The sequence below is a fragment of the Lawsonibacter sp. genome (assembly GCF_022777125.1).
GTDB classification, from domain to species: domain Bacteria; phylum Bacillota; class Clostridia; order Oscillospirales; family Oscillospiraceae; genus Lawsonibacter_A; species Lawsonibacter_A hominis.
The window spans coordinates 22,754-34,426 of sequence record NZ_JALFGV010000143.1 but is presented as its reverse complement, the minus strand read 5'-3'; the positions used below and the strand labels follow the sequence as shown (position 1 = coordinate 34,426).

Here is an 11,673-nt window from a genome sequence, read left to right as displayed (position 1 = left end):
GGCCTGATCCGGAGGGGGCGGCGCTGCGATCTGCGCTCAGGCCCCGCCCGCCAGTTTCGCCAGCAGGGCGAAGGCGGGCAGGGTGAGGATGGAGAACAGGGTGGTGAGGGTGACGACCTGGGCTCCGGCGACCGCATCCCGTTCAAACTGCTGGGCAAACATGGAGGCGGTACCGCCGGTGGGCGTGGCGGCCAGAATGATCAGAGCGGAATAGAGCACCGGGTCCAGTCCCAGTGGGTACAGCACCAGCAGGGTCAGGGCCGGCATGGCGGCGAGCTTGAGGAAGGCGGCCAGATAAAGCCGGCGGTCCCGGAAGGTGGCCCTCAGATCGGCAAAGGCCATCTGCGCCCCGATGACGATCATGGCCAGAGGGGTGTTCATGTCTCCGAGGAAACTCACCGCGCTGCCCACGACGGGCGGAAGGCGTATCCCCAGCAGGAACAGGGGCAGGCCCACGGCGGTAGCCAGGATTCCGGGGTTGAGGACGGCGCGCTTCAGGGAGAAGCGGCGCCTTCCCCCCATCAGCAGGATGCCATGGCTCCAGTTGTAGGCATTAAAGACGATAAAAATCACCGTCACATAGAGCATCCCGGGCGTACCCAGCACGGCCCGGATCAGCGGTATGCCCATAAACCCCACGTTTCCGTAGACCACGCCGAACTGAAGGGGCGCGCGGGTGTCCGGCGGCTGACGGCGGAAAAAGGGCAGGATCAGCAGGCAGTAGACGGCGTACAGCCCCGCCGTCACCAGCGCCGCCGCCCCCATGGAGCGCAGCACTTCCGGGCTGCATTCCGTCTGCAGCGTGTTCACGATGAGACAGGGGATAACGACATAGAGCAGCAAAAAGGTCATCCGCGGCAGATTGTCCCGGGTCAGCTTGCCCAGCCTGGCCAGCACAAACCCCACCGCCATCATCAAAAACAGCGTCCCCACCTGAGAGGCCACCAAAAACAGATTCTCCCGCATTTGCGATCCGACCTTATCCTTCCGTTCGTTCGCGCAGAAACGACGATTTCGCTGAGGATCAGTATAGCAAGTTTCGCCTCTCCTGTAAAGCCAAAGAGCCATGCGCGCCTTGCGCTGGGACGGCGTACGGCCTGGGCTGGCGATCCGTTTGGTGCGGCGCGGACCGCTCCGCCACGGCGCCCGCCGCGCGGACTCGGGGCGTCATGCGGAATTTCCCGGCTGACAAGCGCCTGCGGATATGGTATAATAGCTGCGATACGGTTATGATACCGCTTGAGCGGCACGGTCTGCTCCCGCCCTGCAGGCTTCAACCGCGGACGCCGCCGCGTGCCCCTTGCCCGGCACGTCCGGTCCGCCCCCTGCGGGACGGCCGCGCCGGAACCGCAGCACGACCCCATTTGAACCAGAAGGAGCGAGGCGTGATGACAAAAACAAAAGTCCTGGGTTATCTGGCCCTTGTCCTGCTCTGCACGGCGGTGGTTTTACTGCTGATCGCCCTGCGCGGGTCCTAAATTCAATTACAAGAGGTCTTTTCATGTACGAAACGATCCCCCTTCCCAACGGGGTGCGCATCCTGACCGAGCGGGTGCCCTATGTGCGCTCGGCCGCTCTGGGCATCTGGGTGGGCACCGGCTCCCGTCACGAGCGAAGCGGCGCCAACGGCGCCGCCCATTTTATTGAGCATATGCTGTTCAAGGGCACCCAGCACCGCACCGCCGAGAAGCTGGCCGGGGAAATGGACGCGGTGGGCGGACAGATCAACGCCTTTACCACCAAAGAGTGCACCTGCTTTTACGCCCGGGTGCTGGATACCCACCTCGCCCAGGCCGCCGATATCCTGTGCGATATGTTCTTCTCCTCCCGGTTCGACGAGGCCGACGTTGCCACCGAGCGGGGCGTCATCCTGGAGGAGATCGGCATGTACGAGGACAACCCCGAGGATCTGTGCGCCGAGCGGCTGGCGGCGGCGGTCTTTCAGGGCACCCCTCTGGCCCGCCCCATCCTGGGCCGCAAGGCCACCCTGGAGAAAATGAGCGGAGCCTGGCTGCGGGACTACAAGGCCGCCCACTATGGTCCGGAGCGGATCGTGGTGGCGTTGGCGGGCAGCTTTGCCCAGGCCGACGTGGACTCCCTGCGCGCCCGCTTTTCCGCCATGGAGGCCCGGCCCCTTCCCCCCTCCCCGCCGGGGCGCTACACCCCTGCCGTCACGGTCAAACGCAAGGCCATCGAGCAAAACCACCTGACCCTGGCCTTCCCCGGCCTGCCCTTTGCCGACGAGCGGCGCTTTACCCTCCAGCTGCTCTCCTCCATCCTGGGGGGCGGCATGTCCTCCCGTCTGTTCCAGCAGGTACGGGAACAGCGCGGACTGTGCTACTCCATCTACTCCTATGGCACCTGCCATGACGATACCGGCTATTTCGGGGTCTATACCGCCTTGGGCCGGGAGACGGAGGGAGCGGCGCTGGAGACGGTCTTCTCCGTCATTCGGGACTTTGCCGAGCATGGGGTCACGGAGGAGGAACTCTCCCGCGCCCGGGAGCAGTCCAAGGCCAATGTGCTCATGGGTCTGGAGTCCACTCAGTCCCGCATGAGCAGTTTGGGCCGGGGCGCGCTGCTGGTGGGCCGGGTACTGGACGAAGACGAGGTCATCGCCCGCTACGACGCGGTCACTCGGGAGGACGTACGCCGGCTGGCCCAGGAGCTGTTCCAGTTTCAGAACGCCTCCCTCTCGGCAGTCGGCCGGGTCGGGAGTGCCGACGCCTACCGGGCGCTGCTGCAGTAAACAGTCAAAAACAGGCCTGCTGCAAAAAACCGGGCGGCCACATGCCGCCCGGTTTTGTCAGCTGCAGCGCCCGCTTTTCAGGCCTCCAGGCATTGGATGAACTCCTCCAGCCGCGGGGTGTTCTCCTGACTCCAGCACACGGAGATCGAGGGCTGCTGCCAGCCCTCCAGCACGGGGGTGGGGTAAAACAGGAGCTCGCCGCCCTGGTTGCGGTAAAACTCCCGGAATGCCACGCTGACTCCCTTGCCCGCCTGGAGCGCCAGTTCCATGGCGTTGATGCTGTTGAAATACTTGAACTCCGGCTCAAACCCCAGCTTGCGGCAGTGGGTCAGCACCGTGTCGCTGGCGTAGGTGGAATAGTTGGGCGCAAAGGCATAGATCACCTGGCCCTTCAGGTCGGACAGGGTGACCTGCTCCCGCCGGGCCAGGGGGTGGCGCCTGGAGAGGATGATAAAGACGTCCATATCCCGCAGATTGCGGAACTGGTAGCGGTCGGGCAGGCGTGCCACCTCATAATTGAAGGTGACGATGGCGTCCACCTGACCCATGAAAAGCCACTCCTGCACCTGCAGGAAGCCGCCGATCTCATACTCCAGCTCCCCGCCGGGATGGGCCTCATTATAGGCGCTCAGCCGGGGCAGCACAAAGTCCACCACGCCGCACAGCTCCAAAAGGCCGATGCGGATGGAGGGCCGCCCCGCGTCCTGCACCGCCCGGGCACGGACCACCGCCTGATCGCAGCGCTCCAGCATGGCGCTCCATTCCCCCTGGAGCAGCTTGCCCGCGTCGGTGAGGGCCACCTTGGCGGTGCTGCGCTCGAACAGGCGCACGCCGATCTCCCGTTCCAGCTTGGCCACCTGCTTGCTGACGCACTGCTGGGACACAAACAGCCGTGCCGCCGCCGCCGTGAAGTTCAGACACTCGGCCACCTCTAAAAAATACTTGATCTGGATCAGGTTCACGGGTGGGACCTCCTTTCCGGGGCTTCCCCTTCCTGGGTTTTATTATATCAAAACCTCTGGTTGTTGTATATTGCAAAAATCCTCCCCCATGAATTTTTTCAAAAAATCTGTACGGAAACCGGACGCCGGTGCGTGATCGGAGCGGGAGGGAATTCGGCTCCCGGCCGGCAGGTCGGTGCGTTCAAACGGCGGCTGAATGGAAAAACAGAGACAGGCACAGGCAATCTCCAGAGAAATCTTGCTTCAGGCCATGTTCGGCTTCAATCGAAACAGGAAAAATTGCGCCTTGAAGTTTGGCCACGATTGCGTTATCGTATCCGTGTGACCCGAAGTCCACGCCCCAGATATACAGCCGAAAGGAGCCCGTATACATGCATAACGTCAAGTCCTCCGTTAGAATTCCGATCCTTGTGACTGCGCTGGCGTGCTCTCTGGCGTTCAACCTAGTGCAGTATGCGGCGAAAAAAGCCCCCCTCCCGCCGCTCGGCGGGACCTACCGTACTGCGGAAACCACGCCAGGCGCCGGCGCGTATCTGGTTTTTGACCGCAACGGGAATTACTGCAGGTACACGCAAGCGCAAGGCGTGTTTGAAATCGGGACATATGCCGAAGGGGGAGAAAACCAGATTTCCTTAACTGCAAGCACGGGGGCATACCGCTGTGTTCTGCGGACAAGGGACGCCACCTATTTATTTGCAGACGCCGATTTGATCTCCTTCACCAAGCAATCCGATATCCCCAGCTTTTCCGGACGCGCCGGGGAGCATCCTCCGGAGTGGGGCCCTGCCGGCACAGGCCAATCACTGCCGGCAGCCGCGAAGACGCATTCGGAGTACAATGCGACACACGAGCGGTATGAATCAACGGAGACGGCAAAAAGCGGGTGAAGCGAAGCGCATGGTTGCAGGCAAAAAGAGCAAAGAGCAAGTTTTATGTGAGATCGGGGGCCGATTTTGCATCGAATCCATCCCCTTTGAACAGGTGGACCAGGCCACGCAGGAGGCGCTGAAACGAGAGGCAAGCTATTTATAAAGAGCGAAACCAAACGCTCAGCGCATTGACGCGCCGGCGCTATTACCTGGCAGCGGATACGCCGGAGAGCAGACCCTGCTCCAACTACCTGCGTGACCGGTACCGGGAAGCGCCGGCCCTGTATCTCCGGGGCGATCCGGAGAAGCCGTACGTATCCTCTAATTGCGAGATGCCGCCCATTGAGCCGGGGTTAATGGCAGGGATAGGCGAGTCGGATGCCGCCCGCAGGACGAAGCAATACCGCAGCCATCTGATCGATCTCAAATTGTTCCGTCAGATGCGGGAGGAGAACAAGTCCCGACCGGGCGCACCGCAAGCGGCCAAGGGGGGCCACCCATCCCCCGCTCCGCCGCTCCCCATGCGACCGGATCGGCAAACAGAGCGGCCCCGGGGAACGGACCTGCGTTCCCCGGGGCCTTTTACGGCGTTACAGCCGCTGCTTGCGCAAAAGCCGGATATCCTCGCCGTAGAAGGGGAGCACCCGGTATTCCCCCTCCAGCCGGGAGGCGATCTGGCCGGTGTAGCGGCGGCGTACCTCGTCCATGGACAGGTTGGAGGAGATCACCGTCCGCTTGTCCGCCATCAGGCGGGCGTTGACCAGGGTATACAGGGCGGACTGGACAAAGGGGGTAGTCAGCTCGCTGCCCAGGTCGTCCAGGATCAGCAGATCGCAGCCCAGATACCGCCGGGTCTCGTCCCGGGCCTCCTCCGCGTCCAGCTTGTCCCGAGCAAATTTCTGCTCCTCAAAGCGGGCAAAAATATTCACCGCCGTATCATAGACCACGGAAAAGCCGTTTTCCGACACGGTGCGGGCGATACAGGCGGACAAAAAGGTCTTCCCGAGCCCCGGGGCGCCGGTCAGGAAGAGGTTTTTGAAGTAGAATTTTCCAAACTTCTGGGCGTAATTCAGGCACACCTCATAGATAAACTCCATGTTCTCCCGGGGGGAGACGGCCTCCCCCGGCCAGGCCTGGGCATTATAGTAGTCCAGGGAAAACGCGTCAAAGGACTGCTCTCCCAGTTCCAGCAGCTTGGACAGCTCCCGGATCTGCTCCTGGGCGCAGAGCGTTTTCAAACAGGTGCACATCTCCACGCCGATCCACCCCGTATCCTTACATTTGGGGCAGGCGGGACGCTCGTCCAGGGCGTCGGCCGGATAGCCCGCACTGGTCAGCAGGGCGGTGCGTTCGGCCTGCAGGTCCAGGTTCCGGTCCCGGATCACGCCGATGGCGGGGGCCGGGTCCCGGCCCTCCCGCAGGGAGGCTGAAATGATCTGCAAAATGGTCCCCCGCAGCTGCCTGTCGATCTCCGCCACCCGGGGCAGGCGCCGGTAGATCTCCGCCCGCCGGCGCTCCAGCTCCCGCGCCCGGTCCTCCCGGGCTTCCTCCAGACGCCGGGCGGCCCGGCGCAGAACGCTCGCCTCGTAGGCCATGGCTTATCCCCCCTCCTCACGCTGTTTTTTCATAAAGGCCCGCATCCGCTCCAGGTCCTCCCGTACCCGCGCGTCCGCCTCGCCTGGGGCGGCGGAGCGCCCGGGTTCCGCCGCCCCCGCCCGGACCGGCCGCGGCCGGTCTCCCGCCTCGATCTCCGCCAGGGTATGCAGGTTCTTTTTGTGCCAGAGGCACAAGATCCCGTTCATGTAATCCCAGTCCATGCCCTGCTTTTTGTATACCGTCTTTTCGTAAGCAAGGCGGAGGGCCTCGTCCCCAAAGCCCATATCCGTCCAGGCTGCGATCTTTTTCCGTTCCTTCTCCACCAGGGGGCGGGGCTTCTGATCCAGCAGGCGCAGGATCTCCCCTTCCCGGGTACGCAGGGTCGCCAGGCGCTTCAGGTGCTGCTCGGCGGCCTCCAGCGTATCCGCCCCCTGCCGCTTCCAAAGGAAGCCTTCCTTCTGGACCTGCGACATGCTGGGCACCCGCCCGGGCCCGTACTTGCGCTGGAATTCCTCCACGCACCAGCTCACCAGCAGGCAGATGACCTCCGGGGGCAGGCCCAGGTAGTCGTACAGGGTAAACAGGCTCTTGAGCCCGGCCGTGGAGAGGATCTTCCCCAGCCGCCGCTGGACCTCGGCGACCAGGCCCGGAAAGCCGGAGCGTCCGTCCTCCAGTTCCCGCGTAATGTCGGCGGCGGAGTATTCCGGCGGCCCCTCCGGCTCCGGCGGCGCCGGAGGAGGAGCCGGCTGGGCGCTTTGTTCCGCCAGGCCCAGCTGCGCCAGCGCCTCCAGGGCGGCGTCCAGCCGCACCCCGTCCCAGCGCAGGGCCCTCCGGGCCGCGTCTGGTGCGGCGGAACGCCCGTGACGCAGCAGCCACAGGTAGAGCAGCGCCGCGTCTCCGTTCCCGGCGCGCAGCAGCCGGTCCGCCGCCGGACCGGTCATCGATACGATCTCTCCAGGCAGCAGCAGCTCCTGTGCCACGGGCGTCCCTCCCTCCGCAGGTATTGTGTTTCTATCATATCACAACCTTCCGTTGTTGTACACAAAAAACATCTGCGGGCATTCCGTTCTGCCGCCCTCCGCTACTGCTTTGCCTCGCCCGGGATCTGCCGGCTGCACAGGAACCAGTCCTCACACTCCAGATGCTGGGCCTGCGGGTTGTTCTGCCGGGAGAGCAGTTCGTCATAGGTCCGGGGCGGCGGCACCAGGGCCGGCTGTCCCGGCTGCCAGTTGGCGGGGGTGACCACATGCTCCCGGTCCGTGGTCTGAAGCGCGGTGAGCAGCCGCAGGATCTCCGGTATGCTGCGGCCGTTGGTCAGCGGGTAGACCAAAATGGCCCGGATGGTCTGCTCCGGGTCGATGAAAAACACATTGCGCACGGTCTCCTGACGGCTCACATCGGGCGCCATCATCCCGTAGAGCCGCGCGATCTCGCCGGTGCGGTCCGCAATGATTGGAAATGGTACCTGTACGCCGGTCGCCACGTAGATGGCGTAGACCCACGCCAGATGGGACGGGTTACTATCGATGCTCAGTCCCAGCAGCTGGGCGCCGCGGGCTTCAAATTGGGGCTGCGCCTTGGAAAAGGCAAGAAACTCGGTGGTGCAGACCGGCGTAAAGTCGCCGGGGTGAGAAAAAAGAACGACCCATTTGCCCTGATAGTCGGACAGCTTGATGGGCCCGAAGGTGGTGGCTGCGGAAAAATCGGGCGCCTTCATGCCGATGCGGATACAGTTGTTCTCCACGCGGAATAACCTCCATTCTGTACCGCTATCTTATGCAGAAGATGGGCGCATCGTGCCGGATGCGCCCGCGCGCCAAGCCCGCTTCCAGGCCCCAGCGGAGCAGTTCCCCGGAATTTGTGACTTTTCTTTGCATAATATATTGTTTTTTTGTAAACGTTAGCACTCTCATATTGACAGTGCTAATCCGCCGGTCTATGATAAGGGCGTACCAAGAAAGAGGGACCGGAGCGGCCCCTCCGCAGGGCATAAGGTAAGACGACGAATGGAGGAATGACTTATGTTGCCCAGCATTTTTGGTGAGAACCTGTTTGACGACTTCTTTGATTCCGGTTTCGACCGGGCCTTCTGGGGCGGGCGCGATGCGCTGTACGGCAAGCATGCCAAGCACCTGATGAAGACCGACGTAAAAGAGCGACCGGAGGAATACGAGCTGGCCGTAGATCTGCCCGGCTTTCAGAAGGACGAGGTGAACGTGGGCCTGGAGAACGGCTATCTGACCATCCGCGCCGCCAAGGGCCTGGATAAGGACAAAACGGACAAGGACGGCAAATACATCCGTCAGGAACGGTACGCCGGAGTCTGCACCCGCAGTTTTTATGTGGGCGATGTGAAGCCGGAGGAAATCCGCGCCAAGTACGAGTCCGGCGTTCTGACGCTGCACATCCCCAAGCGGGACGTCAAGACCGCGCAGCAGCCCAACCGCATCGCAATCGAATAAGGTCTTTCCGGCGGGGCCGGGGCGCGAGCAAAACTCGTGCCCCGGCCCTTTGACATTTTCGAGCGTTTCCACCAAAACCCGCAAAGTTCATGAAGATTTTATTTTTAATTTACGGCAGCTATGCTATAATAATACGAACGGGCGCAGCCGCTTTTCGGTTGATTCCCGCGGTTTTGCCGCATTTGTTTGAACGGCGGCTGCATCCGTCCGCAATTTCGTACTTCAGGGCCGGTTCTCATGCGCCCTTCCACCCGCGCGCAAATGATACGGCGCGTTCCGGCCGCCTTGCCCAAAGCACTTGCGCCGGAAGACGCCTGTGTGTTCCAGGCTTGCGGCTTTGCGCCGTATGCAGTATAATGAAACTAGATTCGTATGGTCAGGAGGGCTTTCCATGAAGAACCGCGTCACCGTAACCATTGCCGGGCAGGAGTATACCCTCGTCGCCGCCGAGGATGTGCGTTACGTCCAGAGGGTCGCCAGCCATGTGGACGCCAAGGTGCAGGAGGTGCTGGACGGCGCGAAGGTCTCCATGGTGGACGGCGCCGTTCTGGCTGCGGTAAACATCGCCGACGAGTATTTCAAGGAAGTGGAGACCGCCGAGAACCTGCGCCGTCAGCTCAAGGAGTACCTGGAGGAGGCCACCAAGATGAAGCTGGAGCTCTCCGAGGCCAAACGCGAGATTTTTAAGCTTCAGAACCAAAAGGCCAAATAGGCCGCCGCCTTACCAGGTCCGGAAATTCGATCGCCCCGGAGGTCCTTATGTTAGAGCTGCTTTCTCCTGCCGGTTCTATGGAGGCGCTGTTCCCCGCGCGACCGGCCGCGCGGGGGCCCCTTTGATTCGAGCTTATCGCCGGACGGGAGTGAATCCCGTCCGGCTCCGCCGCTTCCGCGGCGGGGCGGCCGCCGCCTTACCAAATCCGGAAATTCGATCACCCCGGAGGTCCTTATGTTAGAGCTGCTTTCTCCTGCCGGTTCCATGGAGGCGGTGGCCGCGGCCGTACAGAACGGCGCGGACGCCGTCTATCTGGGATATGGGGATTTTAACGCCCGCCGCAATGCAAAGAATTTCTCCCGGGAGGAATTTGCGGCGGCGGTTTCTTATTGCCATCTGCGGGGCGCCAAGGTCTATCTGACGTTGAACACCCTGCTCACCGACCGGGAGCTGCCCGAAGCCGCCAAATACGCCGCAGACGCCTCGGCCATCGGGGCGGACGCGGTGCTGGTACAGGATCTGGGCGTGCTGCGGATGCTGCGGCAGGTATCCCCCGATCTGCCCCTCCACGCCTCCACCCAGATGACGCTGCACAATCTGGACGGCGTCAAGCAGGCCGCTGATCTGGGGCTTCAGCGGGCGGTGCTCGCCCGGGAGCTGTCCCGGGACCAGATCGCCTACATCTGTGAGCGCTCCCCCATCGAAATCGAGGTCTTCGCCCACGGGGCCCTGTGCATGTGCTACTCGGGGCAGTGCTTTCTGTCCTCCGTCATCGGGGGACGCAGCGGCAATCGGGGCCTTTGCGCCCAGCCCTGCCGTCTGAAGTACGGCTGGGCGGAGCGGGCCGACGCCTATCCGCTCTCCCTGAAGGACCTGTCCTTGGCGGGGCACCTCCAGGAACTGCGCAAGATGGGGGTGGCCTGCGTCAAGCTGGAGGGGCGCATGAAGCGCCCGGAGTACGTGGCCATTGTCACAGGCATCTACGCCGCCGCCATCCGGGAGAACCGGGAGCCCACGGCGGAGGAGCTGGCCCAGCTGGAGGCCGCGTTCTCCCGGCAGGGCTTCACCCAGGGATACTATCTGGACCGGCAGGGCCCGGAGATGTTCGGCGTGCGGGAGGAAGCGGGCAAGGAGCCCCGCGAGCTGTTTGCCCGGGCCCGTAATACCTACCAGAGCGGAGAGGCCGCCCGGGTCCCCGTGACCTTCTACGCTCTGATCCGTCCCGGCGAGCCCGCCCGGGTCGGGGTGGAGGACCCCCAGGGCCGGGTGGCCACCGCCGAGGGCAGCGTGCCTGAGGCCGCCCATACCCGCGCCCTGGACGCCCCGACGGTGGAGAAGCAGCTCTCCCGCACCGGGGGCACCCCCTACCGCTGCGAGAAGGTCCGCGCCCTGGTCGAACCGGGCCTGTCCCTCCCCCTGGCAGCCCTGAACGCCCTGCGCCGGGAGGCCCTGGACGCCTTGAGCGGGCAGCGCTGTCAGCCGCCACCCCGGCGGGGCGGGACCTATCATGCCGGGGCCCGGTACGAAAACCGGAAGGACCCCCCCGTGCTCACGCTCTCCCTGCGGTACGCCGAACAGCTCACCGCGGAGCTGCTCTCCCTCTCGCCCGCGCTGGTCTACCTCCCGTTGGACGAGCTGTGCGCCCATCCGGACAAGGCCGCCGGGACCCCAAACACCCGCATCGGCGTCACCCTGCCCCGGGTGGCCTGGGACCGGGAGTGGCCGCAGCTGCTGGAACAGCTGCGCAGGGCCCGCGCGCTGGGCGTGGAGGACGCCCTGGCGGGGAACCTGGGCATGCTCTCCTGCGTCAAAGAACTGGGCTTCACCCTCCGGGGGGATTTTGGCCTGGAGGTGTACAACTCCCAGGCGCTCAAGCAGCTCAAACGGCTGGGGCTCCGGTCCGCCGCCGTCTCCTTTGAGCTGAAGCTGGCCCAGATCCGGGATATCTCCAAGTGCATGGACATAGAGATGATAACCTACGGGCGGCTGCCCCTGATGATCCTGGAAAACTGCATCATTCAAAACCGCGCCGGGCACTGCGGCTGTGAAAACCCCAATGTGCTTACCGACCGGAGGGGGGCCCGTTTCCCGGTGATCCAGGCCCCCGGCTGCCGCAATGAGCTTTTGAATTCCCAAAAGCTTTTCCTGGCGGACAAGGCCGCCGACTACCGCCGCATCGGCCTGTGGGCCCAGCGGCTGCTGTTTACCACGGAAAACCCCAAAGAGTGCGTGCAGGTGACCCGGCGGTATTTGGAAAACGACCGCTGGGCCCCCGCCGAATATACCAGAGGCCTCTATTACCGGGACGTAGAATAAGGAGAAC

Annotated in this window: 10 protein-coding genes; 5 read left to right on the top strand and 5 right to left on the bottom strand. The window is 63.5% G+C overall.

What is annotated here, in order from left to right; translation table 11 throughout:
- Positions 1–36 precede the first annotated feature (36 nt).
- Positions 37–966, bottom strand: coding sequence for an AEC family transporter (locus MR825_RS11690; protein WP_287880834.1), 930 nt, complete (start codon positions 964–966; stop codon positions 37–39).
- Between the two features lie 535 nt (positions 967–1,501).
- On the opposite strand from MR825_RS11690, the gene MR825_RS11685 reads away from it, so the two are divergent.
- On the top strand, positions 1,502–2,749 hold the full coding sequence (locus tag MR825_RS11685) for a M16 family metallopeptidase (RefSeq protein WP_287880832.1): 1,248 nt from the start codon (positions 1,502–1,504) through the stop codon (positions 2,747–2,749).
- Between the two features lie 77 nt (positions 2,750–2,826).
- On the opposite strand, the gene MR825_RS11680 is transcribed toward MR825_RS11685, so the two are convergent.
- The gene (locus MR825_RS11680) at positions 2,827–3,711 is read right to left on the bottom strand and encodes a LysR family transcriptional regulator (protein ID WP_287880830.1); all 885 of its coding nucleotides are present in this window, start codon (positions 3,709–3,711) and stop codon (positions 2,827–2,829) included.
- Between the two features lie 371 nt (positions 3,712–4,082).
- Here MR825_RS11680 and MR825_RS11675 point away from each other — a divergent pair, with 371 nt between their 5' ends.
- Positions 4,083–4,598 (top strand): hypothetical protein, encoded by a 516-nt coding sequence (locus MR825_RS11675; RefSeq protein WP_287880829.1) that lies wholly within the window; start codon positions 4,083–4,085, stop codon positions 4,596–4,598.
- 572 nt (positions 4,599–5,170) lie between these two features.
- On the opposite strand, the gene MR825_RS11670 is transcribed toward MR825_RS11675, so the two are convergent.
- The 3 genes from MR825_RS11670 to MR825_RS11660 form a co-directional block, all read right to left on the bottom strand.
- On the bottom strand, positions 5,171–6,175 hold the full coding sequence (locus tag MR825_RS11670) for an ATP-binding protein (RefSeq protein WP_287880828.1): 1,005 nt from the start codon (positions 6,173–6,175) through the stop codon (positions 5,171–5,173).
- Between the two features lie 3 nt (positions 6,176–6,178).
- Complete coding sequence (locus MR825_RS11665; protein WP_256174435.1) at positions 6,179–7,156, bottom strand: DnaD domain protein; 978 nt, start codon at positions 7,154–7,156, stop codon at positions 6,179–6,181.
- A gap of 101 nt (positions 7,157–7,257) precedes the next feature.
- A complete protein-coding gene (locus MR825_RS11660) occupies positions 7,258–7,920 on the bottom strand; it encodes a peroxiredoxin (RefSeq protein ID WP_186908148.1) in 663 nt (220 codons plus the stop codon).
- Between the two features lie 277 nt (positions 7,921–8,197).
- Here MR825_RS11660 and MR825_RS11655 point away from each other — a divergent pair, with 277 nt between their 5' ends.
- The 3 genes from MR825_RS11655 (at position 8,198) to MR825_RS11645 (ending at position 11,666) form a co-directional block, all read left to right on the top strand.
- Positions 8,198–8,638 (top strand): Hsp20/alpha crystallin family protein, encoded by a 441-nt coding sequence (locus MR825_RS11655; protein WP_186908149.1) that lies wholly within the window; start codon positions 8,198–8,200, stop codon positions 8,636–8,638.
- 391 nt (positions 8,639–9,029) lie between these two features.
- Positions 9,030–9,350 (top strand): cell division protein ZapA, encoded by a 321-nt coding sequence (locus MR825_RS11650; protein ID WP_186908150.1) that lies wholly within the window; start codon positions 9,030–9,032, stop codon positions 9,348–9,350.
- A gap of 234 nt (positions 9,351–9,584) precedes the next feature.
- Entirely contained in the window at positions 9,585–11,666 is a 2,082-nt protein-coding gene (locus tag MR825_RS11645; protein WP_186908151.1) for a U32 family peptidase, read from the top strand.
- Positions 11,667–11,673: the final 7 nt, after the last annotated feature.

Bases quoted from the DNA above. Each gene is read 5' to 3' on its own strand.
- MR825_RS11670 (WP_287880828.1), bottom strand. From the start codon at position 6,175: ATGGCCTACGAGGCGAGCGTTCTGCGCCGGGCCGCCCGGCGTCTGGAG.
- MR825_RS11690 (WP_287880834.1), bottom strand. From the start codon at position 966: ATGCGGGAGAATCTGTTTTTGGTGGCCTCTCAGGTGGGGACGCTGTTT.
- MR825_RS11675 (WP_287880829.1), top strand. From the start codon at position 4,083: ATGCATAACGTCAAGTCCTCCGTTAGAATTCCGATCCTTGTGACTGCG.
- MR825_RS11650 (WP_186908150.1), top strand. From the start codon at position 9,030: ATGAAGAACCGCGTCACCGTAACCATTGCCGGGCAGGAGTATACCCTC.
- MR825_RS11655 (WP_186908149.1), top strand. From the start codon at position 8,198: ATGTTGCCCAGCATTTTTGGTGAGAACCTGTTTGACGACTTCTTTGAT.
- MR825_RS11685 (WP_287880832.1), top strand. From the start codon at position 1,502: ATGTACGAAACGATCCCCCTTCCCAACGGGGTGCGCATCCTGACCGAG.
- MR825_RS11645 (WP_186908151.1), top strand. From the start codon at position 9,585: ATGTTAGAGCTGCTTTCTCCTGCCGGTTCCATGGAGGCGGTGGCCGCG.